This window comes from Longimicrobium sp., from assembly GCF_036399935.1.
GTDB lineage: Bacteria > Gemmatimonadota > Gemmatimonadetes > Longimicrobiales > Longimicrobiaceae > Longimicrobium.
Genome location: NZ_DASWMD010000070.1, coordinates 21,827 through 45,973, shown reverse-complemented (window position 1 = coordinate 45,973; position 24,147 = coordinate 21,827). Strand labels below are relative to the sequence as shown.

The 24,147-nt window shown below is 70.9% G+C and carries 21 protein-coding genes and 3 tRNA genes; 13 read left to right on the top strand and 11 right to left on the bottom strand.

Annotated elements, in window-relative coordinates; genetic code table 11:
* Positions 1-25: 25 nt before the first annotated feature.
* From VGB24_RS21315 to VGB24_RS21295, 5 genes are all read left to right on the top strand, one after another.
* A complete protein-coding gene (locus tag VGB24_RS21315; protein WP_331074938.1) occupies positions 26-1,306 on the top strand; it encodes a hypothetical protein in 1,281 nt (426 codons plus the stop codon).
* A gap of 129 nt (positions 1,307-1,435) precedes the next feature.
* Positions 1,436-1,771 (top strand): PadR family transcriptional regulator, encoded by a 336-nt coding sequence (locus VGB24_RS21310; protein ID WP_331074937.1) that lies wholly within the window; start codon positions 1,436-1,438, stop codon positions 1,769-1,771.
* Positions 1,768-2,550: an RDD family protein gene (locus VGB24_RS21305; RefSeq protein WP_331074936.1), complete on the top strand. Its 783-nt coding sequence runs from the start codon at positions 1,768-1,770 to the stop codon at positions 2,548-2,550. The genes VGB24_RS21310 and VGB24_RS21305 overlap by 4 nt, the downstream gene beginning before the upstream one ends.
* A gap of 14 nt (positions 2,551-2,564) precedes the next feature.
* Positions 2,565-3,278, top strand: a complete 714-nt coding sequence (locus tag VGB24_RS21300) for a hypothetical protein (protein ID WP_331074935.1) — start codon at positions 2,565-2,567, stop codon at positions 3,276-3,278.
* Positions 3,279-3,372: 94 nt separating this feature from the next.
* Positions 3,373-3,627: a hypothetical protein gene (locus VGB24_RS21295; protein WP_331074934.1), complete on the top strand. Its 255-nt coding sequence runs from the start codon at positions 3,373-3,375 to the stop codon at positions 3,625-3,627.
* A gap of 88 nt (positions 3,628-3,715) precedes the next feature.
* Here the strand turns inward: VGB24_RS21295 and VGB24_RS21290 are convergent, their stop codons facing one another.
* A complete protein-coding gene (locus VGB24_RS21290; RefSeq protein ID WP_331074933.1) occupies positions 3,716-4,750 on the bottom strand; it encodes a hypothetical protein in 1,035 nt (344 codons plus the stop codon).
* 224 nt (positions 4,751-4,974) lie between these two features.
* Between VGB24_RS21290 and VGB24_RS21285 the strand changes: the two genes are divergently transcribed.
* From VGB24_RS21285 to VGB24_RS21260, 6 genes are read left to right on the top strand one after another with little or no spacing between them, the layout of a single operon-like run.
* Entirely contained in the window at positions 4,975-5,697 is a 723-nt protein-coding gene (locus tag VGB24_RS21285) for an AAA family ATPase (RefSeq protein WP_331074932.1), read from the top strand.
* Between the two features lie 26 nt (positions 5,698-5,723).
* Positions 5,724-6,329 carry a YdeI/OmpD-associated family protein gene (locus VGB24_RS21280; RefSeq protein WP_331074931.1) on the top strand — a complete coding sequence of 202 codons (606 nt, stop codon included), beginning with the start codon at positions 5,724-5,726 and terminating at the stop codon, positions 6,327-6,329.
* A 38-nt stretch (positions 6,330-6,367) separates the two neighbouring features.
* The gene (locus tag VGB24_RS21275) at positions 6,368-7,783 is read left to right on the top strand and encodes an amidase (RefSeq protein ID WP_331074930.1); all 1,416 of its coding nucleotides are present in this window, start codon (positions 6,368-6,370) and stop codon (positions 7,781-7,783) included.
* Positions 7,784-7,809: 26 nt separating this feature from the next.
* The gene (locus VGB24_RS21270; protein ID WP_331074929.1) at positions 7,810-8,646 is read left to right on the top strand and encodes a polyphosphate kinase 2 family protein; all 837 of its coding nucleotides are present in this window, start codon (positions 7,810-7,812) and stop codon (positions 8,644-8,646) included.
* A 48-nt stretch (positions 8,647-8,694) separates the two neighbouring features.
* The gene (locus VGB24_RS21265; protein WP_331074928.1) at positions 8,695-9,885 is read left to right on the top strand and encodes a pyridoxal phosphate-dependent aminotransferase; all 1,191 of its coding nucleotides are present in this window, start codon (positions 8,695-8,697) and stop codon (positions 9,883-9,885) included.
* Positions 9,886-9,922: 37 nt separating this feature from the next.
* Entirely contained in the window at positions 9,923-10,225 is a 303-nt protein-coding gene (locus tag VGB24_RS21260; RefSeq protein ID WP_331074927.1) for a hypothetical protein, read from the top strand.
* Positions 10,226-10,731: 506 nt separating this feature from the next.
* Here VGB24_RS21260 and VGB24_RS21255 read toward each other — a convergent pair.
* The 3 genes from VGB24_RS21255 to VGB24_RS21245 form a co-directional block, all read right to left on the bottom strand.
* On the bottom strand, positions 10,732-12,678 hold the full coding sequence (locus VGB24_RS21255; RefSeq protein ID WP_331074926.1) for an Ig-like domain-containing protein: 1,947 nt from the start codon (positions 12,676-12,678) through the stop codon (positions 10,732-10,734).
* Between the two features lie 91 nt (positions 12,679-12,769).
* On the bottom strand, positions 12,770-13,372 hold the full coding sequence (locus VGB24_RS21250; RefSeq protein ID WP_331074925.1) for a M23 family metallopeptidase: 603 nt from the start codon (positions 13,370-13,372) through the stop codon (positions 12,770-12,772).
* Positions 13,369-14,880, bottom strand: coding sequence for an acyl-CoA synthetase (locus VGB24_RS21245; RefSeq protein WP_331074924.1), 1,512 nt, complete (start codon positions 14,878-14,880; stop codon positions 13,369-13,371). Before VGB24_RS21245 ends, VGB24_RS21250 begins: the two co-directional genes overlap by 4 nt.
* A gap of 372 nt (positions 14,881-15,252) precedes the next feature.
* On the opposite strand from VGB24_RS21245, the gene VGB24_RS21240 reads away from it, so the two are divergent.
* Complete coding sequence (locus tag VGB24_RS21240) at positions 15,253-17,310, top strand: hypothetical protein (RefSeq protein ID WP_331074923.1); 2,058 nt, start codon at positions 15,253-15,255, stop codon at positions 17,308-17,310.
* A complete protein-coding gene (locus tag VGB24_RS21235) occupies positions 17,307-18,545 on the top strand; it encodes an HD-GYP domain-containing protein (RefSeq protein ID WP_331074922.1) in 1,239 nt (412 codons plus the stop codon). Before VGB24_RS21240 ends, VGB24_RS21235 begins: the two co-directional genes overlap by 4 nt.
* Positions 18,546-18,958: 413 nt before the next feature.
* Here the strand turns inward: VGB24_RS21235 and VGB24_RS21230 are convergent, their stop codons facing one another.
* From VGB24_RS21230 to VGB24_RS21200, 7 genes are all read right to left on the bottom strand, one after another.
* Entirely contained in the window at positions 18,959-20,056 is a 1,098-nt protein-coding gene (locus tag VGB24_RS21230; protein WP_331074921.1) for a hypothetical protein, read from the bottom strand.
* Between the two features lie 81 nt (positions 20,057-20,137).
* The gene (locus VGB24_RS21225) at positions 20,138-22,342 is read right to left on the bottom strand and encodes a M56 family metallopeptidase (protein ID WP_331074920.1); all 2,205 of its coding nucleotides are present in this window, start codon (positions 22,340-22,342) and stop codon (positions 20,138-20,140) included.
* On the bottom strand, positions 22,339-22,728 hold the full coding sequence (locus VGB24_RS21220) for a BlaI/MecI/CopY family transcriptional regulator (RefSeq protein WP_331074919.1): 390 nt from the start codon (positions 22,726-22,728) through the stop codon (positions 22,339-22,341). The genes VGB24_RS21225 and VGB24_RS21220 overlap by 4 nt, the downstream gene beginning before the upstream one ends.
* Positions 22,729-22,850: 122 nt before the next feature.
* On the bottom strand, positions 22,851-23,564 hold the full coding sequence (locus VGB24_RS21215; RefSeq protein ID WP_331074918.1) for a phytanoyl-CoA dioxygenase family protein: 714 nt from the start codon (positions 23,562-23,564) through the stop codon (positions 22,851-22,853).
* A gap of 68 nt (positions 23,565-23,632) precedes the next feature.
* Positions 23,633-23,707 (bottom strand) — tRNA-Val (locus tag VGB24_RS21210).
* Positions 23,708-23,797: 90 nt separating this feature from the next.
* Positions 23,798-23,870, bottom strand: a tRNA-Glu gene (locus VGB24_RS21205).
* Positions 23,871-23,944: 74 nt separating this feature from the next.
* Positions 23,945-24,015: transfer RNA gene (locus tag VGB24_RS21200), tRNA-Cys, on the bottom strand.
* Between the last annotated feature and the right edge of the window lie 132 nt (positions 24,016-24,147).

Sequence of the window (24,147 nt, the reverse complement as noted above, 5' to 3'; positions counted from 1 at the left end):
GTTCGCCCCCGCGCTCCCCGCCCGCATGCCGACGACCCTGCGCTGCCCCGCCTGCTCCGCGCCGCTGGACGCTCCCTCCCAGCACGCGGCTACCTCCCGATGCCCGTACTGCGGCGTCGGCGTGCTGCTCTCCGAACGTAATCAGGGCACGCAAGCCGCCACGAACGATCCGCACGCGGACACCATCGCGGAAGTCGTCCGCATCCTCCAGTCGGGCCACATGATCCAGGCGGTCAAGCTCTACCGCGAGCGGTTCGGCGTGGGGCTGAAGGACGCGAAGGACGCCGTGGACCGGATCTCCGCCGGGCAGCCGGCGGGAACGGTGCCGCACCGGTCAGGCGGCAAGGGGCTCGGCATCGGCTGCGCGGTGATGATCCTCCTGGTGGTCGTCGGCGCGCTCATGATCTGGCGCTCGCCGCGCGCCGCGGAGGAGACGACCACGCCACCCGCGACGCGGGAGTCCCGCGATCCGGTGGGCGCGGTCGCTCCCGGGCCGTCCGCGCCTCCCGCGCTCGGGGACGAGGTGCTGCGGTTCGGGAGCGAGGGCACGGGGGCCGGACGGTTCACCGATGCGCGCGGGGTGGCGGTGGACGGAGCGGGGCGGATCTACGTGGCGGAGTACCAGGGCGGCCGCGTGCAGGTGTTCGATTCGGCGGGCACGTTCGTCACGCAGTGGATGGCCGATCCGAAGATGCCGCTGGTGGACCTGGAGGCGGACCGCGGCGGCACCGTGTACGTGGTGCAGTACGGCCGCATCCGGCGCTACGAGGGAGCGACAGGCACCCTGCTGAGCGAGCTTCCCCGCCCCGAGCGGATGACGAGCTACTCCGACGTTGCGCTGGCGCTGGACGGAACGATGTGGGCCGTCGCGGGCACGTCCCGGATCGCGCACCTGGGCCGGGACGGCTCCGTGCGCCGCACCATCGACCTGCGCCAGGCGGTCGGGGAGGATGCGTCTCCGGAGCGGGTGGCCGTCGCGGGCACGGGCGACGTGTACGTGCTGGACCGCTGGTCGGACGAAGTCTACCACCTGGCCCCGGACGGCCGGTTCGTGGACCGGTTCGGCGGATCCGGCGAGGGGCCGGAGAGCACCCCTTCGCCCGAGGGCATCGCCATCGACGGACGCGGACGCGTGCTCGTGAGTGACCTGGGCCGCGGCATCCGCGTGTTCGATGCCGCGGGGCACTACGTAGGCGAGTTCGGCGGTCAGGAAGTGGTGTTCGGCCTGGCCGTCAACGACCGCGACGAGGTGTTCGCCGCCTACCGCAACCGCCACCAGGTCGTCAAGTTCCGCCTGAAGCCCTGACCTCCGGAACACGGTCACCCTCCGCGTGGCCGGAGAGGCTGACGAGGGAGTGCGCGCCTGGCGTGCTTTCGGTTGTGCATCTATCTTGCGTGACAAGATAGGTGGACACGTACAACGATAGACGAGCCGATGGATCGTGAGCTGAAGCGCGGAACGCTGGACATGGTGCTCCTCCGGCTGCTTTCGGAGCGGGAGATGTACGGGTACGAGCTGGTGGCGGCGGTAGAGGAGCGCACGCGCGGCGCCATCGAGGTGGGCGGTGGCACCATGTACCCGGTGCTGTACCGGCTGGAGCAGGCGGGGCACGTGGAGCCGCGGTGGGAAACCCCCGAGCGGGGCGCCGCCCGCAAGTACTACCGCCTGACGGCCGAGGGCGCCCGTGAGCTGGAGCGGCTGGTGGCGGAGTGGCGGGCGTTCGCGCAAGGAATGGACAGGCTGCTGGACGGCGAAAAAGTACCCCGATGAGCGATACAGAACGCTACGTGCACCAGGTGCTGCGGCACGTGCCCGCCGCCTTTCCGGAACGCCGCGCGCGCATCGGCGCCGACCTGCGCGCCTACCTGGCCGACAGCGTGGCCGCGGGGGAATCCGAGGAGGGCGCGGTGCGGCGGATGGGTCCGCCCGAGCAGGCGGCCGAGAGCTTTCTGCTGGACGCGCCGCTTCCGCTGGCGCCCCCCTGGGACCGCGTGGGCGCGTACGTGCTGGACAACGTCCTGGTCGCGGCGCCCGTCATCGGGGCGATGGCGCTCGCCGCTCTGCTGAACCCGGACCTGCTGGTGAGCCATCCCCAGACACCCAGGCTGCGGGTGGTGGTGGGTGTGCTCGTGGCCGGGACGATCGCCTTCTCGGTGCTGTACTTCCCGCTGTTCGAGGCACGTACGGGGCAGACCCCGGGCAAGCGCCTCTTCGGAATCGCGGTGGTGAAGACGTCGGGAACGGCCGTGCATTTCGGGAGAGCGCTGCTCCGCCGGCTGCCCTCCCTCTTCAACTTCGCGCTGCTCGACGCGCTCTTCGCCGCCTTCACGGCCATGCGCCAGCGCGCATTCGACATCGTTGCCGGGACGCTGGTGGTCAGCGTTCCACGTCCGCCGCGCCGGCTGCGGGCGTGGGTGGCCACCGGGGTGCTCGCCGCGGTGACGGCGGGCGCGATGGTGGCGCTCCTGTCGCTGGTACCGCGCGCCGCCGCCCCGGCGCCGATTCGCGAGGAACTCTCGGATTTTTCCGCAGGACCGTCGTTTCCCTGAACCGTGGAGATCTCATGCGCCTGATGCCACTCGCCGCCTTCGCGCTCGCCACCGCCTGCTCACCGGGCGATCATGCACCCGAAGCCGAGGCCGCCGCCGCGGCCCCGCTCCGTGCCGAAACCGCCGCGCCGCCGGAACGGTACACCCTCACCATCGAGCGTGGCGGAACCACGATCCTGTCCGAGCGCGTCACCCGGACGGCGGAGCGGATGGAGAGCGAGATGACCGCCGGGCCCTCCGAAGGGCGCCTGACGTACACCGCGGAGCTGAACCCCGACGGTACGGTTTCGCGGCTCGACGGCCGCCTTGCCGAGGCCGGTGCGGCGGCACAGCCCGCCGCGAATGCCCGCCTCTCCGTCGTTCTGCGCGGCGACAGCGCGTTCCTGGAACTCGCGGAGGGCGACAGCACCCGGCGGGAGCGGATGGGGGTTGCCCCGGGCACCATTCCCATCCCGGTCAGCGAAGCGGTGGCCGTGCTGGAGCAGTATCTTCACCGCGCCCGCGCCATGGGCGGCCCCACCGCCGAAATCCCCGTCCTCACCCTCGAAAAGGGCGTAAAGACAGGCAGGGCGACCGTCACGTTCACGGGAGCGGACTCGGCACGCGTCGTCTTCCAGGGCGAGGGTTCCACCACCGAGATCCACGCCCGCACCGATGCCGCGGGGCGGCTGCTCGGGGCGCGCGTCTCCGGTTCGGGGCTGGTGATCCGGCGCACGCCTGCGCCCTGAGCCCTCGGGGCGCGTCCGTTCGCCTCCTTTCGAAACGACGACGGGATCGTCAGGTTCCACCTGGTTCCTGACGATCCTCAACCCTGCCCCGCGGATGCAGCTGGATCGCGCCACCCGGATCGGAGCCGCCGTCGCCGGCCTGCTCGCGTTCTGCCTCTTCGGAGCGATCGCCTTCGCGGTCCTTTCGCTCCGCTCCAATCCCGACAGCACCGGCGCCACGCCCGGAGCCTGGGTGGTCGTGGGGATCGTGGTCCTGCTCGCCAGCCTTGCCGCCGCGGCCGCGGGCGGGGCGCTCGTGGCCCTCATCGCCTGGGCGTACCGCCGCTTGGTCCGCCGATCCGACGCGTGATCCCTCCACCGAACTCGCGGGCTCCCGGGAAATGACGAACGCCCCGACCACTGGCCGGGGCGTTCGTCGATGGAGGTGCGGCCGTGGATCAGAACGGCTGCACCACGTACAGCACTTCCACGCGGTCGTCGCGATCGCGGTCCACGAACTCGGCCACCTCGTACTCGCCCGAACGCACGCGCAGGATGCGCGGGCCGTCCGGCTGTGCCACCCACACGCCCATCAGCGGCTGGTCGTAGCCCAGCGCCACCGACTGCAGCGCCAGCCGGCCGAACACGATGTCACCCAGCACGCCCGCCAGCCCGCCGCGGTCCAGCCGGTCCGCGTCCGTGCGGCGGCGGAAGATGACATCTTCCACGCTGCCGCGGCTCCACAGAGTTCCCGAGCGGCTGCCCAGCCCGAATCCCTTGTCCAGGCACCACTCGCGGCCCTGCACCGGGTGACCCGCCCCGCTGCGGCAGAACGCGGGAGCGTTGGCGCTCGGCTGGCGGTCGCCCATGCGGCGGAGCTGCCAGTTGCCCAGCTCGCGCGCGCGGTTCTCGTCCATGTCCATCAGCACGTCGCCGCGGCGGTTCTGCAGGCGGACGCGGCCGTTGGTGGTGAGCACGTTCACCGCGTCCGCCGCCAAGCCACGCGTCCGGCCACGGGAAAGCGCGTTCTGCAGCGCGTTCGTTCCCGAGCGATTGGACCCGCGGCCCCGCGCTGCTGACTCGCTGGTCGACGAACCGCGTCCCGCCGCGTTTCCGTTCCCCGAACCGCGGCGCTCCGTCCGCGCGGAGCTGTTGCCCCGCGCCTCGCCATCGCGCCGGGTGGATGCGCGGCTCCGTTCCGTGCGGTCGGCCTGGTTGCCGCGCTCGCGGGCTGGGCGATCCGCGTCCGCGCGGCCACGTCCCTCCTGGCCCCGCGCAGGCGTCTCGGACCGACCCTCCTGCCGTTGCGCGCCGCCGCGGGCACGGGATTCAGTCTGCCCGCCGCGACCGGCCTCTGCCTCCCCGCCCTGCTTGCCCTTGCCGCCACCCTGCTGCTGGACGCCCAATGCGGATGGCGCCGCGAGCGCTTCGCCCGCGAAGGAGCTCGCGGAAAGCGCAACGGCCGCCGCGAGCGTGAGTGCGATCCTGTTCATCGGTGCCCTTGGAACGTGTGTCTGCTGCCGGCCGCGGTTTGCGCGCGCCAGCCAGCGTGGTGCTGCGCAAGGATGTTGCCGCGCGCGGGGGCCAGAGCCATCTTGCGGGCACATCGTTTACCTACGCCGCGCCACCCGCACTCTCAAGACGACGTGTCCGCTCCCACGTCACCTTCGCCCTCTCTCGCCAGGACGCCGCTCGCCAGCCAGGTTCAGGAGTAGCCGTGCAGACGACCCTCTACCTGCGCGAGGTTTCGCTCCGGCGCGAGACGGTGCCCTCGTTCGACGAGTACCCGTTCTCCCTACCCGCCGTCCGCGGGCTCAACGAACTGGAGTTCCGGTCCCCGGTCACCTTCCTGGTGGGCGAGAACGGCTCGGGAAAGTCGACGCTGCTGGAGGCCATCGCATCCTCCTGGGGCTTCAACCCCGAGGGCGGCAGCCGCAACATGATGTTCGCCACGCGCCCGTCGGAAAGCGGGCTGCACGAGCACCTGCGGCTGACGCGCGGGACCAAGCGGGCGCGCGACGGATTCTTCCTGCGCGCCGAAAGCTTCTACAACGTGGCCACGGAGGTCGACAAGCTGGACATGACCGGCTGGTATGGTGGAAAGTCGCTGCACGAGCAGTCGCACGGGGAGTCGTTCCTGGCCGTGTTCATGGACCGCCTGTTCGGGTCCGGCTTCTACATCCTCGACGAGCCCGAGGCGGCGCTATCGCCCTCGCGCCAGCTTTCGGTGCTCACCCGCATCAATGACCTGGTCAGCGAGCAGAGCCAGTTTCTGATCGCCACCCACTCGCCCATCCTCATGGGCTATCCGGGTGCCGACATCCTGCTGCTGGACGAGGACGGCATCCGCCGGGTGGACTACGAAGAGACGGAGCACTACTTCATCACCCGTGAGTTCCTGCAGAACCGCGAGCGCATGCTGTCGCAGCTGTTCAGCTGAGCGATCCATCCACCGACCGAGCGGCCATGGGCACCCGAGACCCGCGCATCGACCAGTACATCGACAGGTCCGCCCCGTTCGCGCAGGCCATTCTGCGGCACCTGCGCGAGGTGGTGCACACCGCCTGCCCCACGGTGGAAGAAACGATGAAGTGGAGCTTTCCCCACTTCATGTACCAGGGAATGCTGTGCAGCATGGCCTCGTTCAAGCAGCACTGCGCGTTCGGACTGTGGAAGGGCTCGCTGATCCTGGAGCAGGGCGGCGACCGCGCGCGCGACGCCATGGGCCACTTCGGGCGCATCACCTCCGTCGACGACCTGCCGTCCGACGAGATCCTGACCAGCTACATCCACACGGCGATGAAGCTGAACCAGGAGGGCGTGCAGCCGCCCAAGGCCCGCAAGACCGGGAGCAAGCCCGAGCTGGCGGTGCCCGACGCGCTGATGGACGCGCTCCGCGCCGATCCGGCGGCGCTGGCGGAGTTCGAGAAGCTCAGCCCCAGCAACAAGCGCGAATACGCCGACTGGATCGCCGACGCCAAGAGCGACGCCACCCGCCAGCGCCGGATCGACCAGGCCCTCGAGTGGATCGCAGAGGGCAAGTCGCGCAACTGGAAGTACGAGCGCAAGTAAGCTCGTACGCACCCTGTCTCTTACAGCCGCCCGACAAGATGCCTGCTGATTCCCTCGCTTTTCTCCCCGCGCACGAGCTGGCGCGCCGCGTCCGCGCGCGGGAGGTGTCGCCCGTGGAGGTGCTGGACGCGTGCATGGCCCAGGTGGAGCGGCACAATGGCGAGATCAACGCCGTGGTGACGCTCAATCCCGGCGCGCGTGACGACGCGGCGGCGCTGGAGCGGCGGATTGCGGCCGGCGAGGACGTGGGCCCGCTGGCGGGGGTGCCGGTGGGGATCAAGGACGTCACCGAGGTGGCCGGCGTGCGCACCACCTACGGCTCGCCGCTCTTTAGCGACTTCGTGCCGAACGAGGACGCGCTGGTCGTGGAGAGGCTGCGCGCGGCGGGCGCGGTGATCCTGGGCAAGACGAACACGCCGGAGTTCGCGGCGGGGGGAAACACCTTCAACCCCGTCTTCGGGCGCACGCGCAACCCGTGGAACCCGGAGCGCAGCGCGGGCGGATCTACCGGTGGCGGCGCGGCGGGGCTGGCGACGGGGATGTTCGCGCTGGCGCAGGGCACGGACCTGGGCGGAAGCCTGCGCATTCCCGCGTCGTTCTGTGGCATCGTGGGGCTGCGGCCGTCCGTGGGCCTGGTCCCCACCGTGCCGCAGGACTTCATGTGGGACCCCATGCAGGTCACCGGCGTGATGGGCCGTTCGGCGGAGGACGTGGCGCTCGCCCTGGGTGCCGTGGCCGGGGCCAGCGACCGCGCGCCGCTCGCCCAGCCCACGGAGGGGCGCGACTTCGTTTCCGCCGTCCGCCAGGGCGATGCGAGAGGGATGCGGATCGCCTACTGCCCCGACATCGCGGGCATCGGCATCGACGCCGGCGTGGAGCGCGTGTGCCGCGAGGCCGCGTTCGCGCTGCGCGACGCGGGCGCGACGGTGGAGGAGATCGAGCTGGACCTGGCCTACGGGCGCAAGGCGTTCCTGGCGCTGCGCGGGCTCTGGTTCGTCTCGCAGCTTCACCCGCACCTGGACAAGCTGGAGCACTTCGGACCCAACGTGGCCAACAACATCCGCGCGGGGCTGGCGGTGACCATGGAGGAGATCGGCGCGGCCGAGCAGGCGCGGCGGCGCATCTGGGAGCGCTTCCGCCAGCTGTTCCGCGACTACGACGTGCTACTGACGCCCACGATGGCCGTCCCCCCGTTCCCCGTGATCGAGAACTATCCGCAGACGGTCGGCGGGCGGGAGATGGAGACGTACGTGGACTGGATCGCCCCCACCTTCGTGCTCAGCCTGACGGGACTTCCCGTGGCCTCCGTTCCCGCCGGGCTGGACGCGGACGGGCTGCCCGTCGGGCTGCAGGTCGTGGCGCCGCCGCGGGGCGAGGAGCGCGCGCTGGCGATGGCCGGCATCGTGCAGCGGGTGCGTCCGATTCCGCGCCCGCCGCTGGTGGCGGGCGCCTGACGCACCCCTTCCGCGAGACCAGCGACTTGAGCTACGCGCAACGCATCGAGCCGGGCACCCGGGTGTCGCTGGGCGGCATCGATCCCCGCGACACCAGTGGCGTCGGCAAGGCCCAGGGCCAGGAGCGCTTCGTGGCGCTCAACGCGGAGCTTGCCGGCCTGCAGGAGCTGCTGTACGCCGCCGGCACCCACGGCGTGCTGATGATCCTGCAGGGGATGGACACCAGCGGAAAGGACGGCGCCGTCCGCGGCGTGCTGATGAACGTCAACCCGCAGGGATGCCGCGTGGAGTCGTTCAAGGTGCCCACGGAAGAGGATCTGGCGCACGACTTCCTGTGGCGCGTCCACAAGGTCACGCCGGGCAAGGGGATGCTGGGCGTCTTCAACCGCTCGCACTACGAGGACGTGCTGATCGCCCGCGTGCACCGCTTCATCCCGGAAGAGGTGTGGCGCGCGCGCTACGAGCAAATCAACCAGTTCGAGCAGATGCTGGCGGCCAGCGGCACCGTGATCCTCAAGTTCTTTCTGCACATCAGCAAGGACGAGCAGGAAAAGCGGCTGATGGAACGCGAGCAGGACCCCACCAAGGCGTGGAAGCTCAGCGCCAGCGACTGGCGCGAGCGGCAGTACTGGGACGACTACCAGCGCGCGTACGAGGACGCCATCAGCAACTGCAGCACGCCGCACGCGCCCTGGTACGTGGTGCCGGCCGACAAGAAGTGGTTCCGCAACCTGGCCATCGCCGAGGTGCTGGCCGGCACCCTGCGCCAGCACGTTCCCACCTGGCGCGCGGCCCTGGACGCCATGAGCGCCGCCCGCGTGGCGGAGTTGCGTACGTATCGCGAGGGGCTGAACGCGCGGTAGGTCTCCCGCGGAGAACAGCTGCTCCTTCACCGACTTCGATTGTTCCCGATGACCATCTCCAGCCGCTCCGCGTCGCACGTATCCGACAAGGCCAGCCGCTTCACCGAGTCCGTCATCCGCGAGATGACGCGCGAGGCCATGAAGTACGGGGCCATCAACCTGGCGCAGGGCTTTCCCGACTTCGGCGCGCCCGACGCCATCAAGCAGGCGGCGATGGACGCCATCGCGGCGGACGTCAACCAGTACGCCATCACCTGGGGCGCGCGCGACTTCCGGCAGGCGCTCGCGCAGAAGACGGCGTGGCACCTGGGGATGGAGATCGATCCCGAGCGCGAGATCACCGTCACCTGCGGCAGCACCGAGGCCATGATCGCCACGCTGATGGCCACGGTGAACCCCGGCGAGGAGGTGATCGTCTTCGAGCCGTTCTACGAGAACTACGGGCCGGACGCCATCCTGTCCGGCGCCAGCCCGGTGTACGTGAAGCTGTACGCGCCCACCTGGAGCTTCGACCGCGACGAGCTGCGCGCCGCCTTTTCCGGCCGCACGCGGGCCATCATCCTGTGCAACCCCAACAACCCCGTGGGCAAGGTGTTCACCCGCGAGGAGATGGAGTTCATCGCCGGGCTGTGCCGCGAGCACGATGTGCTGTGCATCACCGACGAGATCTACGAGCACATCCTCTACTCGCACGCCGACGGCACGCCGGCGCGGCACATCTGCATGGCGCAGCTGGAGGGAATGCGCGAGCGGACGGTGGTGGTCAACTCCATGTCGAAGACCTATTCCGTCACCGGGTGGCGCGTGGGCTACTGCATCGCCCCGCCCCAGATCACCAGCGCCATCCGCAAGGTGCACGACTTTCTCACCGTGGGCGCGGCGGCCCCGCTGCAGGCCGCGGGCGCGTTCGCGCTGTCGCTGCCGCCGGAGTACTACCACAAGCTGCGCGCCGACTACCAGGCGCGGCTGGACCTGTTCCTTCCCGCGCTGGAAAATGCCGGCTTCGGCGTAACGCGGCCCGAGGGCGCGTACTACGTGATGACCGACATCAGCGGTTTCGGGTTCGGGAACGACGTGGAATTCGCCATGCACCTGGTGCGCGACATCGGGGTGGCGTGCGTGCCCGGCAGCAGCTTCTACCACCGCCCGGAAGACGGGGCGAAGCAGGTGCGCTTCTGCTTCTGCAAGAAGGACGAGACGCTGCTGGGCGCGGTGGAGCGCCTGGCGAAGCTGGCCTGAACGCCGAACGACCTACGCCCGAGCCTCGGAGAGCATCGTGACGGACGGATTGGAGAACGACGAGCCGGTGTTTCCCGGCTCCGGGGGCTCGGCGAGCCTGGTGGAGTGGGTGGACGGGCTGCTCGTGGCGCTGAACGAGGGGCGGACGGACGAGGTGCGGACGGCGCTGCGGAACGAGGAGTGGAGGACGGGGTGGGACCTGTCGGGCATTCCCGCGCCCATCCAGGAGCAGTTCGCGGAGGCCCTGGCCCGCGCGGCCGGGGCGATCGCCTCAGGCTCCGCTGACGAGACCCAGGATGCGCTGCTGATCGCGCGCTCGCGGTTTTTGCCGGGGGCGTAAGCGGGTTCCCCCTCTCCCGGCCTCTCCCGCACGGAACTGCTGTGCGGAGAGGGGGAGAACGTCGATCGGGGTTCGACTGGCTGCCGATGCATGCCGCGGGAGCCCCCTCTCCCCGGCCCTCTCCCCCGCTTCGCAGGGGAAAGGGAGAATTCGATCCCGTTTCCACCACACCTGCCGCCTCCCCCATCGCGCGCCTTCAACCGATTGACGCGCAACACCTTGTCATCCTGAGGCCCAGGCGCACCGAACCTTTACGCGCATCGTCCCTCGCGGGCCGAAGGATCTAGCCTGAACCACGAAACGAGCCTGGGCGCGGTAGCGGTCACCGTAGCCGAAGCCTCGGCTGCCGTGGGGCCCTCACCCGGCCGCGCTGACACGCGTGCCACCCTCTCCCGCAAGCGGGCGAGGGTGTACACACCAGACGCGGGCGTGCTCCCAGTTCCGGTGTAGCGAAGAGGCGTGTCATCCTGAGGCCCAGGCGCACCGTCCCTCGCGGATCCCTGGTGCTACGGGCGGCGCGTGTACGTCACCGAAACCGTGACCGGGGTGGTCGAGGCGGGAACCGTGACCGCCTGTGCCTGCGGGCTGGGATCGTACAGGTTCCCTTCGAAGCCGAAGGTGGAGCAGCGTACTTCGGCCGGCCCTGCCTCGGCCCCGGCCGTGGGCCCGGCCGACGTGGTCGACGCGAAGCTGGAAGATCCCCGCGCCCAATGCACTCCGCACTGCGCCGACCCGTCATATCCCGCGGGCACCCCTGTCAGCTTCAGCGCGACGGCGCCGGAAACCAGTGTAAAGGCAAAGTGCGTGGTCCCCTGGCCGCCATTCGGAACCGTAACCATCCGGTTGTTGTTCACGGCGCGATAGGTGAAGAACGGCCCGAGCGGCTCCGGCTTGACGTACATGTCCAGTATGGTGACCGTGTACACGCCGTGGGGCAGTGGGTCCACGAGCAGCGAAAGGGCGGTGCCCATCTCCCGTTCACGCGGCAGGCCGTCGGGCCCCACGAGCCGGACCACCGCGTTCGACTGCGACGAGTGCGGAACCTCGTCCCTGGTCACCAGGAGCGATCCCGGCTGCTCCGGCGCGACGGTTACCTGCGCCGTTCCCGTCTTTCCCTCCGCCGTCGCCGTGATCGCAACCGGCCCGCCGGAGGCGACGCCGGTGACCACGCCCCCGGCGCTCACCTGTACTAGGGCCGTGTTCGCGCTCGACCAGGCGACCGTCCGATCCGTCAGCGCGTTCCCGTCCGCGTCCCGAAGCGCGGCCGCAAGCTGCTGCATGGCGCCAGGTTCGAGGGTGATGGGGGTCGGTGTCACCGTTACCGAGGCCACCGGCGCGGGGACCACCGTCACGACGGACATCGCCGCCTTGCCTTCGGCCGTCGCGGTGATCATCGCGTTCCCCGGAGAAACGCCCTGCACCTGCTGCGCCGCGTTCACCGTGGCGACCGCCGCATTCGAGGTGATCAGCGTGACCTGCCGGCCGGCGAGCGCGTTGCCGGCCGCGTCACGGGCGGTCACCGTCAGTTGCGCCGACTTCCCCACCTCCACCTGGACCGAACCGGGCTCCAGCGTCAGCGACGCGATGGGTACCGGGAGAACGGTGACGGTGGCGATCGCCGTCTTGCCTTCGGCCGTCGCGGTGATGGTGGCGGTCCCTTCCCCCGTGCCCTGCACCTGCAGCGCGGCGTTCACCGTGGCGACCGCCGCATTCGAGCTGATCAGCGTGACCTGCCGGCCGGCGAGCGGGTTGCCGGCCATGTCGCGGGCGGTCACCGTCAGCTGCGCCGACTTCCCCACCTCCACCTGGACCGAACCGGGCTCCAGCGTCAGCGATGCGATGGGTACCGGAACGACGGTGACGGTGGCGGTCGCCGTCTTGCCTTCGGCCGTCGCCGTGATGGTGGAGGTCCCGGGAGACAAGCCCTGCACCTGCATCGCGGCGTTCACCGTGGCCACTGCCGCATTCGAGCTGACGAGCGTGACCTGGCGGCCGGCGAGCGCGTTTCCGGCGGCGTCGCGGGCGGTCACCGTCAGTTGCACCTCCTTCCCCACCTCCACCTGGGGCGAACCGGGCTCCACCGTCAGCGACGCAATGGGTACCGGAAGAATGGTGATGGTGACCGTTCCGCTCTTCCCGTCGGCGCTCGCGGTAACGTTCGCCGTGCCGGCACTCACGCCCGTAAGCATTCCCCCCGCGGCCACGGTCGCCACCGCGTCGCTGCTGCTCGTCCAGGTGAAGGTCTTCCCCGCGACGGCGCCCCCCGCCGCATTCCTGGCCAGCGCTGAAAGCTGCATCGTCTGGCCGGCGACCACCGGCCCGCCGGGCGCGGCTACTTCCACGGTCGCGACCACGTTGTCCGTTTCAGGGGGCGTGACGCCCCCCGACTCTCCCCCGCACGCGGCGGAGAGAATCGCGCTGAAAACCAGGAATACGAGTGCGGGAAGACGCATGCGGCCTCGGGGTATTGCTTGGAGATATGTCTGGGCAGGGTAGCAAAATATAACAGTTTTTCAGGCGGGGAGCAAACATATGGCTCCCCGCTCAGGGCGGGCGTGCCGCCTCGGCCCGCAGGAGGTGGTACGGGTTCAGGTCGCGGCCCTTCCACCAGCGGTTCGGGTCCGTGACCGTGTGGATGGAGAAGTGGAGGTGCGGCGAGCCCGAGACGTTGCCCGTGCTCCCCACGTACCCGATCACGTCGCCCGGGCGCACGAGGTCGCCCTCCTTGAGCCCCGGCCGGTATCCGTGAAGATGGGCGTAGTAGTAGATGGTCCGCGCGTCGCTGCCCCGCTGGTACACCGAGATCCCGCCCACCGCGTTGGAATCACGCTTCACGATCACGCCCTCCGCGGCCGCCACGACCGGCGTGCCCTGCTTCGCGAAGATGTCCACGCCCTTGTGCGACCGCCCACCGGAGCGCGCGGCGCCGTACGTGTCCTTCAACTCGCTCCGCAGCACCCCCGCGACCGGAACCGTCAGCCCCGCAGCCTCCGCCGCGGGCACCACCAGGCTGGCCCGCGTGGGAAAGCCGATCGTGAGCACCCGGTCCGCGGTGGCCAGGTAGATCGCCAGGCCCACGATCAGCGCCACCTCCACCAGCGCCACGCCGATGACCGCACCGCGCAGGGTGACGCGCGGCATCTTCATCCGCCACCGGCCGCGAACAGCTTCGCCACCTCGGGCTTCATCACCTTGCCCATCGCGTTCCGCGGAAGAGCATCCACCCGGCGCAGGTCGCGGGGCAGCTTGTACGGCGCCAGGTGGTCGCGCGCCCACCCCTGCAGCTCATCCAATTCCACCGCCGATCCGTCCGACGCCTCCACCGCCACGCAGATGCGCTCGCCCCAGTCGGGATCGTCCACGCCGACGACGGCGCACTCGGCGATGGCGGGATGGGTGCGCAGCACTTCCTCGATCTCCAGCGCCGAGACCTTGTATCCACCGGTCTTAATGATGTCGACGCTGCGGCGGCCCAGCAGGCGGTAGTAGCCGTCATCCACCACGGCCACGTCGCCCGTGCGGAACCAGCCGTCGCGGAACGCCTCGGCCGTGGCCTCGGGGCGCCGCCAGTACTCCCGAAACACGCTGGGGCCCCCGATCTCCACCTCCCCCGGCGTCCCAGGCGGCGCTTCCCCGCCCTCGTCATCCACCAGCCGCACGGCCACGCCTGGCAGCGGCAGCCCCACGAACCCCGGCCGGCGCTCGCCCCGCAGCGGGTTGCCGAGCGCCATGCCGATCTCCGTCATCCCGTAGCGCTCCAGCAGCACGTGCCCGCTGATCTGCCGCCACCGCTCCAGCGTCTGCACCGGCAGGGCGGCGGAGCCCGACACCATCAGCCGCATCCGCCGGCAGCCTTCGGCCATGCTCGCCTGGCGCTCGGGCGGGGCCTGGTCGTACGCGGCGATCAGGCGGTTGTAGACGGTGGGAACGGCCATGAACAGGGTCAAACGCCCGCTCTCGATGGCCCGCCACGTCTCGTCCGCATCGAAGCGCGGCAGGATCTCGCACGCGGCACCTGACCACAGGGCGCACGAGAGCACGTTGACGACGCCGTGCACGTGGTGAAGCGGCAGCACCAGCAGCGTGCGGTCGCCGGCCGACCACTCCCACGCCTGCACCAGCGTGGTCACCTGCGCGCGCAGGCTGGCGTGCGTGGTCACCACGCCCTTGGGCTTTCCCGTCGTGCCGCTGGTGTAGACGATCATCGCCCGGCGCGCCTCGTCCACCGCGGGCAGCACCACCGGGTCGGCGGCGAGTGCATCGTTGGTCGATAGGAAACGCCGCCCGTTGCGCTCCGCGATGGGGCGCAGCACCTCCGCGAATCCGCCGTCCGCGATCGCGATGGACGCGTCGGCATCCTGCACCACGTACTCCAGCTCGGCGGGGGGATGCGAGACGGCGAGGGGAACGGCGATGCCGCCCGCGCGCCAGATCCCCCACTGCGTGGCGACGTAGTGCCATCCCGGAGCCGCCAGGAACGCGACGCGCGCCTCGCGCAGGTCGTCCGCGCCGGCCAGCAGCGCCGAAGCCACGCGCGCGGACGCGTCGAGCAGGTCCGCGTACGTGAACCGGCCCTCGGGCGCCACGACGGCCGTGCGCTCGGCGTGGGCGCGCGCCTGCGAGACGATCGGCGGATCGGAGAAGTCGAGGGGCATGGGCGGGCGGGTGGAGGTGACCGGCTCTGCAATGTAGGCGGCGGACCCTGCTCGCGCACGCAGGCGGGGGCGGAGCACCCGCGCCCCGACCTCCGCACGGGCCGGAGCGACTTGGGTGAGATGTGGCGGATCATGAACGTGGCACCGCGGAGAAGGCGCGGGGTGGAATCCGCATGTTTCTCACAGCTGAACAGCCACTCTACGGCATGCCGGGCGGAGCGGAGGAAATACGGAAAACATCGCGTGTCGGCAGCAAAGGAACGGATTGCGGAAACGAAGTGACTCACCAGGCCTCGCCTTGCAAAACCGGGGTTGTCAGTTCGCGATTCCATCGTCATCTTTCCACAGCGGACACCCTCGTTTCTTTCCCCGATGAACCATCCCGTGGCGGCATCGCCGTCCGGCGAGCGCCTCGCACTTTCGCGCGGACTCGCCAACTTTCTCGTCGAGCTGGCCATTGCGCTGCAGCACCACGGCGTCTATCCGGCGGGGCATCCGTTCCTGGCGCGCTCCGCCGAGGGCGTGGTGCGCCGGCTGGACACGGTGCTGCTGGACCGCGCCTCGCTGTCGTTCGGCGTGGCGCGGCGGCAGCTGGTGATCGAGGGGGTAGCGACGGACGAGAGCAACCCGGTGCTGAGCGGGCTGGCGGACCGCCTTCACCGCCACCGCGTGGGCGCGGTGACGCTGCGGCGCGGGCTGGACGTGGACGAGGTGTCGGCGTTCCTCTGCTTCCTGGCGCGCGAAACGGAGCCCGGCCGCCCCCCGCGCGAATGGGGAAACGAGGGGTGGCCCCACGCCAGCCTTCACTCGCTTTCCTACGCGCAGCTGGAGCTGACCGGCGACGGCGCGGCAGACGACGGGCACGCCACGGCCGGCGTGCGCGCGGCGCAGCTGTGGGTGGGGCTGGCGCGGGCCGCCCTGGCGTCCGGAACGGACACGGACGAGACGCCCGAGCCCGCCGTGGTGGCGAAAGCCATCGAGCAGAACGCCCACGCCGTGGCGTACGACCAGGTGATCGTGGGCTACCTGCTTCAGCTTGCGCAGGAGCTGCGGACGGAGGGCGGGCGCGGCTCGGCCGAGGTGCGGCGCCGCATGTCGGACATGCTGGAGCGGCTGAACCCGGCCACGATCAAGCGGCTGCTGGAGATGGGCGGCGACGGGGTGCAGCGCCGCCGCTTTCTCCTGGACGCCAGCCACGGGTTCGCCAGCGACGCCGTCGTGCGCCTGGTGGAGATCGCGGCCGAGAGCGAGGGGCAGACCATCTCCAACTCGCTCGTGCGCCTGCTGAACAAGCTGGCCACCCACGCCGGCGAACCCGCCGGCACCACGCGCGCCGCGGCCGACGCGGCGCTGCGCGAGCAGGTGGAGGCGCTGGTGGGCGGCTGGGGGCTCGCCGATCCCAATCCCCAGGCCTACACCCGCGTGCTGGACGGCCTCTCGACCTCCCTGGCCGGGATCATCGACCTGCTCCCCGGCCCCAACTCGCCCGAGCCCGAGCGCATCCTGGAAACGGCGCTGGAGGTGGGCGGCAACGGCCCCACCGTCTGGGCCGCCGTCCAGCGGATGGAGGCGGCCGGCCAGCTGCACCGCGTGGTGCAGCTGCTGTCTGACGCGCCGGGCCATGGCGGGCTGGTGGAGGCGGGATGGGCGTACGCGTGCCGCCCGGACGGCGTGCGCAGGCTGCTGCGCGAGGGGGCGGACGCGTCTTCCGCGCTGCACGCCGTGCTGGCGAGGACGGGTGCGGAGGCCGTCCCCGCCCTGCTGGACGAGCTGGCGGAGTCGGAAAGCCGCACCGTCCGCCGCGCCACCGTGGACCGCCTGGTGGCGCTGGGGCCGGCGGCGCTCCCGGAGATCGGCCGGCGGATGGCGGACGAGCGATGGTACCTGATCCGCAACCTGCTATCCATCGTCGCCGGCCTCGGCGCGGCGCCGGACGGGTTCTCCGCCGCGCCGTTCCTGCGCCACGAGGATGAGCGGGTGCGGCGCGAGGCGTTCAAGGCGGCGCTGCGGCTGGGCGGCGAGCGCGAGCGCGTGCTGGGGCTGGCGCTGACCGATCCCGACACGCAGGTGCTGCGGCTGGCGCTGGCCGACTGCGCCGACGCGTGCCCGGCGCCGGTGCTTCCGCTGGTCTGCCGGCGCATCGACGATCCCGCGACCGAGCCGGAGGTGCGCGCGCTGGCGGCTCGCGTCCTGGGCGGCTCGCGCGAGCCCATCGCCGTCGCCACGCTGGTGCGCGTGGCCAGCGCCGGGCGCACCCTGCTGGGCCGCGTGCGCCTGGCGCATCCCACCCCCGAGGTGCTCGCCGCCATCGCCGCCCTGGGCCGCGGCTGGGCTCAACACCCTGCCGCCCAGCCGGTGCTGGACGCCGCCCGGCGCTCCGGCCATCCCGAGGTGCTTCGCCTGCTCACCACATCGCCCGCCACCGCATGAGCGACGCCGTACGTTTTCTCACCGGGATGGCGCAGGCCATTGCCACGCTGGCGCTGTACGGCGACGGACACCCCGCGCGCGAGCGGGCGCTGGACGCCGCCTACCAGCCGCTGGCCGACCTGCAGTCGATCCAGCCGCGGCAGTCGTTCACCTTTCTGGGCGACGAGGTGGTGCACGGCTCCACCCCGCTGGGCGAGCTGCGCAACTGGGAATGGAGCGGCCGTTTGGTGGCGGCCGGAATGCAGCGGCTGGAGTTCGACGAGCGGGTGTCGCGCGACGAGTTGGAGGCGCTGCTGGAGGAGATCCTGGCGCGGCTCACGCTGCAGGTGATGGACTCGCCCGAAGCGCGGCAGATGCGGCCGTCGCGCATCCGGATGGGTGCGGTGGGGGTGCGGGGCGAAACGAGCCCCGTCGAAACGCTGACGGCCACGCTGGACTACTCGCTGGCCGACGAGGTACAGGCCATCCGCTGGATGCACGACGAGGTGGAGCAGATGCGCCCGGTGCCGCTGGCCGAGGCCGAGGCGGTGGTGCGGTCGCTTTCCGTGGCCATGCACGGCGAGCAGCAGATGATCCTGCCCCTGCTGCGGCTGCGCACCCACGACGAGTACACCACCACGCATTCGATGAACGTGGCGGTGCTCACGATGGCGATGGCCGAGTTCCTGGGCTATCCGCAGTCGGACATCCGCGCGTTCGGCGTGGCGGGGCTGCTGCACGACATCGGCAAGGTGCGCATTCCCCGCGACATCCTGAACAAGCCGGGGAAGCTGACGCCGGAAGAGCGGGCGATCATCAACCGCCATCCCATCGACGGCGCGCGGGTGCTGCTGGACACCGAGCGCAACCTGGACATGGCGGCGGTGGTGGCGTACGAGCACCACATCATGCACGATGGCGGGGGCTACCCCGCGCTCCACTACTGCCGGAGCTGCCACTCCGCCAGCCGCCTGGCCCACGTGTGCGACGTGTACGACGCGCTTCGCACCCACCGCCCGTATCGCGAGGCGTGGCCGGCGGAAAAGGTGCTGGCGTACATCGAGGAGCGCGCGGGAACGGAGTTCGATCCCGGGGTGGCGGCCTCGTTCGTCCAGATGATGAGGCAGTGGGAGCAGCGCTTCGCCGTACTCGAAGACGAGCGCCAGCCCGTCCGCGCGCCGGTCACCGCCGGGGGGGCCGAGGCCTCGGTTCCAGTGACCGCTACCGCGCCCACGTTTGAAGGTGCCCCAGGCTAGATCCTTCGCCCCGCGTAGTTCGTACTGCGGGCCGGCTTGGCGCGCCTGTGGCTCAGGATGACAAGCCTTTGCGCATCAAAGGTTTGGGAGCAGCCCCACACTGGCTCCCTTCCCCCGCGGGGTTTGCGGGGGAAGGGCTGGGGATGGGGGGCGGCCGAGGCATGCGCCGGCCTACGTCGAAACGCCACACAACTGAAGTGTACCCCCTCTCCCACGCTGTTTGTGGGAGAGGGTCGCACGCGTGTCAGCGCGGCGGGGTGAGGGCCCTACGGCAGCCGCGGCCTCGGTTCCGGTGACCGCTGCCGCGCCCCAGGCTTGTACGGGTCCGCCGTTAGATCCTTCGCCCGCGAAGCTCGTACTGCGGGCCGGTCCGGCGCGCCTGGGGCTCAGGATGACAAGGCATTGCGCATCTGTCAGTTGCCGCGCGCCAGCCGCTGCAGGGCGATCGCGCGCTCGTGGTCGGAGTCCATGCGGTCCACCACCGCGCGGTAGGCGGCGGTCACGCGGCCGTTGCGGAGCTGCGCCGCCGGCACCTGCGACAGCACGATCCGCTTCTCCATGTCCGAGTCCATCCGCGCGGCGGAGTGCAGGGCGGCGACGGTGGATGCCTCGCTGGGCGAGCCCCGGAGAGCCTGCGTCAGCACGATCCGGCGCTCCATGTCGCTGTCCATCGAGTCCAGCGCACGGAAGAACGCCGCCTCCGCCGTTCCGCCCCGCTCAAGCCAGCGGGTGAGAACGATCCGCCGCTCCATGTCGCTGCCCATCCCATCCACGGCGCTGAAGAACGCCTGCTGGGCGCCCGCCGGCAGCCGGCCCCGGTCGAGCGCGTGGTGCAGGACGATGCGCGTCTCCATGTCGGAATCCATCCCGCCCGCCGCATCCAGGATGGCGCGCATGGCACCCTCACCGCGCGCGTGCTCCATCGCGTGGGCAAGGACGATCCGCCGCTCCGAGTCCGAGTCCATCCGCCGATCCACGTCGGCCATCACCCGCGACATCTCCGCCGGGGAAAGCGGCTGGCCCGCAAACAGCGCCTGGTAGTAGGCGCGGCGCGCCCCGTCCCCGCGCATCTGGCCCACCTCGTTCAGCACGGCGGGCACGCCGCCACGCTGGCGAAGGTGCGCCACCCGCTCGCGCGCGCCCAGGCCGCTGCCGCGCACCGCCTGCAGGATCGCCGCGCTGGCCCACTCGCGCCCGCGCGCATCCATCTGCCGTGCGCGTCCGTCCACCTGGTAGCGAACGTCGACGCGTCCACCCTGGCCGGGGCTGAAGTCCACGCGGCGCGTGGTCCCCCGGCTGCGCTCCTCCACCATCAGGCTGCCGCCGGGGCTCACCCGCTGCACCCAGTTGCCGTCATCGTTGAAATCCACGTCGCCGCGCAGGCGCACCTCCAGCCGGTGGCCGTTGTGCTCCTGGACGATGTGCGTCCGCTCGCTTGTTGTTTCGTGGCGCTGCGCGCAGGCGGGAACGGCCAGCAGCAGCGCGGCGGCAAGGGAAAGTGTACGGATCATGGTCGTTCTCCGGTGCAAAGGGTGAAAAATCAGCACTTGATGGCAACGAAACGCCGGGCGCGCGGCCCGGCGCCGTGTGGCTCAGGCTCCCGTGTACTCCTGGATGAACGCGTTCATCCAGGCGCGGCCCTCGGTTTCGAACGGACGCTGCCGTCCGTCGACAGTGTACGTGAACACCGGCCGGCCGCCCTCGCCCGAAACGCCGCGGACGATGTGCACGTGGCCGTCGTAGCGGCGCTCCAGGTGCAGCCGCCCACCGGGGAGAATGCGGCGGATGTCGGACCGCGCGGTGCCGAAGATCACCTTGCTCGCGTGAAGCTCCACGTGGCACGGCTTTCCGTTGCGCAGCCCGTCCAATTCGATGTCGCTGTCCCACTGCCCCTCGCCCGGAGCGTTGCGGTGCGCGCTCGCGACCGAGCCCGAGCGCGGCCGGCTCGATGTGGGAGTGGCGCGCGTCGACGAGCTCGACGTCAGCGCGTTCAGCGCGAGGCCGCGCTCCAACTCGCTGTCGATGGAGCGCGCGGCGGCCAGGTACGCCTCCCGCGCGCTCCCCTGCACCGTCTGCCGCTCCGCCGCGCCGGTAAGGATGATGCGGCGCTCCAGGTCCGAATCCACACCCGCGACCACCCGGAGGATGGCGGCCAGCGAGGGCGTGTCCCAGCGCCGCGCCTCCCACAGCCCGGTGATGACGATGCGCTGCTCCAGCGACGACGAGAACGACTCCAGCGCCGAGGCCATCGCGGGGGGCAGCGAGACGCTCGCGCGGAACGCGCGGTGCTCGGTGGCGGCGGTGAGGACGATGCGCCTCTCCAGGTCCGAGTCCATCGTGCGCGTCGCGGCTACGATGGCGGCGATGTTCGCGGCACTCAGGTCGCTCTTCTCCAGCAGCCCCGTCAGCACCAGCCGCCGCGCCGAGGCCGACTTGATGTCTTCGGCCGCGCGGATGATCTCGGCGTAGAGCCCGGGATCGCTCCGCCCGATGGCCTCGCGCAGCACGGCCGCCGCGTCCCCATCGCTGCTGCCGGGCTTCACCACGGGCGCGCCCGCCGGTGCCTTGGGTTCAGCCGCCGGCGCGGAAAGCCGCTCGACGTTCTCGATCACGCGAGGCGCGACCGTGGACGGCTCGCTCGTCTTCTCCGGGCGCAGCGCCGTGCCGACGCCGGGGGTCTCGATGCTCGGCTTGGAGATGAGAGGCGAGTCGATCGGCCGAGCCGCGGCCGCGACCGGCGCCTCAGCGGCTGGCGCCGGGCGGAGCGCGGCGAGCGGCAGCATGCACACCAGCGCCGCGGCGGCAGTCGCCAGCCCGGCGGTGCGGCTGACGCCGTTGCGGCGCACGGCGTTGTCCAGGATGGCCAGCAGCCGCCCCTCGAACTGGCTGCGGCGCGCCATCGCCAGCGCGGGGGAGGGACCGTTGGACGAACCCAGCTTGCGCACGATGTCGAGCAGGTGGTCGGCGTAGTCCGCCGCCCGCGTGCCGATGGCCAGCACCGCGTCGTCGCAGGCGTGCTCGCGCTCTTCGCGCAGCTTGCGAGCGGCCACCCACACCAGCGGATTGAACCAGAACACCACCAGCGCCAGGTGGGCAATCCACTGCGTAGCCGCGTCCCATCGGCCCACGTGCGCCAGCTCGTGGGCCAGCACTACGCGCCGCCGCTCCGCCTCCCACTGGTCGGACTCGGCGGGAAGGAGGACGACGGGATGGAACACGCCCCACGTCATGGGCACCGTGGCCGCGGGCTCGCGCAGCAGCCGGACGATGCGCCCCAGGCGAAGGCGCCGCGCCAGGCCGTCCGTCAGCGTCACCCACTCCTGGTCCGTCAGCTCGGTCGCGCGCCGCTCGATCCACCGGATGCGTGCGACGCCGTACGCAAGCCGCAGCCCTAACAGCAGGACGCCCGCCGCCCACACCATCAGCGCCAGGCGAATCCAATCCATCGACACCCACCACGGCTGCGCCGGCACGGCAGCCACGGCCGGAGACGTGGAAGCCGGTGCGGATGCGGATGAGGTGATCTCGGACGAGTGATCGATCGAAGCAGGCGCGGAAGCAACCGCGGGTGCCGAGGCGGCGGGGACGGTGGGAAGGGGAAGCACCCGCCACTCCGGGACGAGGCTGCGCGCCAGGGGCAGAAGAAGGAGCGCCGCCAGCGCCGCCAGCCACACCAGGTGCCGGGCGGAGGCGGACGAGCGGCGCATCAGCCCCGTAACGGTCAGCGCGGCCAGCAGCACCAGGGTGCCGCGCACCGCCGCGTCGGCGACGGCCAGGAACAGTGCCGAATCCGTCATTGCCCCTCCTCGCCGTTGCGGGCCTGCTCGATCAGCTTCGCCAGGCGGTCCAGCTCCGCGGGCGAGGGCTGCGAATCCTCGATCAGCGCGTTCACCACCTGCTCCGGGCTGCCGTTGAAGAACGTCCGCAGCAGGTGGCGCAGGGCCGTGGTGCGCGCCTGCGTCCGGGGCGTGGTGGGAAGATAGACGTAGCGCTTCCCATCCATGTCGTGGTTCAGCAGCCCCTTTTCCTCCAGCAGGCGCAGCGCGGCTCGCACGGCGGAGTAGGTCGGCGGATCGGGAAGATCGTCGAGCACGTCGGCAGCCGTCGCCTTGCCGCGCCGGTAGACGATGTCCATGATCTGCCGCTCTCTGCGGCTCAGCTCGGATCGGGTCTGGGCTTCCATGCCGGCGGGACTCAGGGGCGGGGGCGCATCACGTGCGGAAGAATCAGCACATGCAGAATATTCAGCACTTGGTCGCAGAAGTCAAGGGAGACGAGAAGGAGGCGCCGCCGGCGGCGTGAATACTACCAGCGGCCGTGCCACTCCAGGCCGTGCGGCAGGTCGTCGGCGGCAAACTCCAGGTGCACTACCCGCCGATGCGCCGGCGTGCGTGCCGGGGACGACGCGTGAAGGATCAACGGCCGCATCACCATCACACCGCCACGGGCGCAGGTGCAAGCGACCGCCTCACTCTCGTCCCGCCACCGGTCGATAGCATCCGGCGCGAGCCGGCCGTGGGCGTGCGACGCTGGAATCACCTGCACGGGTCCGTTTTCCGGGCCGCAATCGTCCAGGTGCACGCGAACCGTGAGCATGCGCTCCAGCACCGCCGCGGGCGGCTGCACGTGAACGATCCCCGCCTTTTCCGACCAAGGCCCGAACCCCTGGACGTCGCGGCGCTCCCGCACGGCGATCGTCAGGTCCTGGTGCCAGGCCACCTTCCAATTGGCTTCGGGCGTCTTGTCGAAGAGGATGCCGCGCGCGACGAAGCAGCCGGCGCCCAGCACCGGCTCCACGAGCGCGCGCACCGCGGCGGAACCCGCCAGCGCACGGACGGCGGGTACGGCGTGCAGCAGGTCGCGCACGGCGTGCACGCTGCCGCGCCGCTCCACGGCCGCCGGCCCCTCTACGCTGGCGAGATCCCCGAGAACCTCGTCGATGACGGCGGAAACCACGACCGACTCGATGATGGCGAACCCCTCGCGGCCGATCCGGTCGGCGTAGGCCTGGGTATCCATGATGAATCAGAAACCTGGGAGAATACGACAGCCCCGCCGCATCTGCTGATGCGGCGGGGCTGAGAAAGTGGTCGTTGTAGGATTCGAACCTACGACCTCTCGCGTGTGAAGCGAGCGCTCTGGACCAGCTGAGCTAAACGACCGTATCGCGGGCCGGAGGTTATCCGCGCCCGCGCCGGAAGGTGGGCTGCTTCCTGCGGGGACCTGACCCTTTGCCCTCCAGAAACCTGCAGTACCCCGTACGGGAATCGAACCCGTGTTTTGGCCTTGAGAGGGCCATGTCCTAGGCCACTAGACGAACGGGGCGTGACTGGTTGGAGCCTTGCAACCTAACAGCCTGGCCGAAGATCGTCAACCGCCCGGCCGGGCGTTCCCGCCAGAGGCGCCGCCCGGATTCGAACCGGGGATGGAGGATTTGCAGTCCTCTGCCTTACCACTTGGCTACGGCGCCAGCACGCGCGAGAGGCCCGCCAGGGACCCTTCAGCGCCCGGCAAATGTATGTACCCCACATCGGACCGTCAACCCCGCGGGCCCGCGTGATTCCAGGCCGCGCGCGTTTGACAGCGCCCTGTGCGTGCGCTA

Bases quoted from the DNA above. Each gene is read 5' to 3' on its own strand.
- VGB24_RS21315 (WP_331074938.1), top strand. From the start codon at position 26: ATGCCGACGACCCTGCGCTGCCCCGCCTGCTCCGCGCCGCTGGACGCT.
- VGB24_RS21310 (WP_331074937.1), top strand. From the start codon at position 1,436: ATGGATCGTGAGCTGAAGCGCGGAACGCTGGACATGGTGCTCCTCCGG.
- VGB24_RS21305 (WP_331074936.1), top strand. From the start codon at position 1,768: ATGAGCGATACAGAACGCTACGTGCACCAGGTGCTGCGGCACGTGCCC.
- VGB24_RS21300 (WP_331074935.1), top strand. From the start codon at position 2,565: ATGCGCCTGATGCCACTCGCCGCCTTCGCGCTCGCCACCGCCTGCTCA.
- VGB24_RS21295 (WP_331074934.1), top strand. From the start codon at position 3,373: ATGCAGCTGGATCGCGCCACCCGGATCGGAGCCGCCGTCGCCGGCCTG.
- VGB24_RS21290 (WP_331074933.1), bottom strand. From the start codon at position 4,750: ATGAACAGGATCGCACTCACGCTCGCGGCGGCCGTTGCGCTTTCCGCG.
- VGB24_RS21280 (WP_331074931.1), top strand. From the start codon at position 5,724: ATGGGCACCCGAGACCCGCGCATCGACCAGTACATCGACAGGTCCGCC.
- VGB24_RS21275 (WP_331074930.1), top strand. From the start codon at position 6,368: ATGCCTGCTGATTCCCTCGCTTTTCTCCCCGCGCACGAGCTGGCGCGC.
- VGB24_RS21265 (WP_331074928.1), top strand. From the start codon at position 8,695: ATGACCATCTCCAGCCGCTCCGCGTCGCACGTATCCGACAAGGCCAGC.
- VGB24_RS21255 (WP_331074926.1), bottom strand. From the start codon at position 12,678: ATGCGTCTTCCCGCACTCGTATTCCTGGTTTTCAGCGCGATTCTCTCC.
- VGB24_RS21250 (WP_331074925.1), bottom strand. From the start codon at position 13,372: ATGAAGATGCCGCGCGTCACCCTGCGCGGTGCGGTCATCGGCGTGGCG.
- VGB24_RS21245 (WP_331074924.1), bottom strand. From the start codon at position 14,880: ATGCCCCTCGACTTCTCCGATCCGCCGATCGTCTCGCAGGCGCGCGCC.
- VGB24_RS21240 (WP_331074923.1), top strand. From the start codon at position 15,253: ATGAACCATCCCGTGGCGGCATCGCCGTCCGGCGAGCGCCTCGCACTT.
- VGB24_RS21235 (WP_331074922.1), top strand. From the start codon at position 17,307: ATGAGCGACGCCGTACGTTTTCTCACCGGGATGGCGCAGGCCATTGCC.
- VGB24_RS21230 (WP_331074921.1), bottom strand. From the start codon at position 20,056: ATGATCCGTACACTTTCCCTTGCCGCCGCGCTGCTGCTGGCCGTTCCC.
- VGB24_RS21225 (WP_331074920.1), bottom strand. From the start codon at position 22,342: ATGACGGATTCGGCACTGTTCCTGGCCGTCGCCGACGCGGCGGTGCGC.
- VGB24_RS21220 (WP_331074919.1), bottom strand. From the start codon at position 22,728: ATGGAAGCCCAGACCCGATCCGAGCTGAGCCGCAGAGAGCGGCAGATC.
- VGB24_RS21215 (WP_331074918.1), bottom strand. From the start codon at position 23,564: ATGGATACCCAGGCCTACGCCGACCGGATCGGCCGCGAGGGGTTCGCC.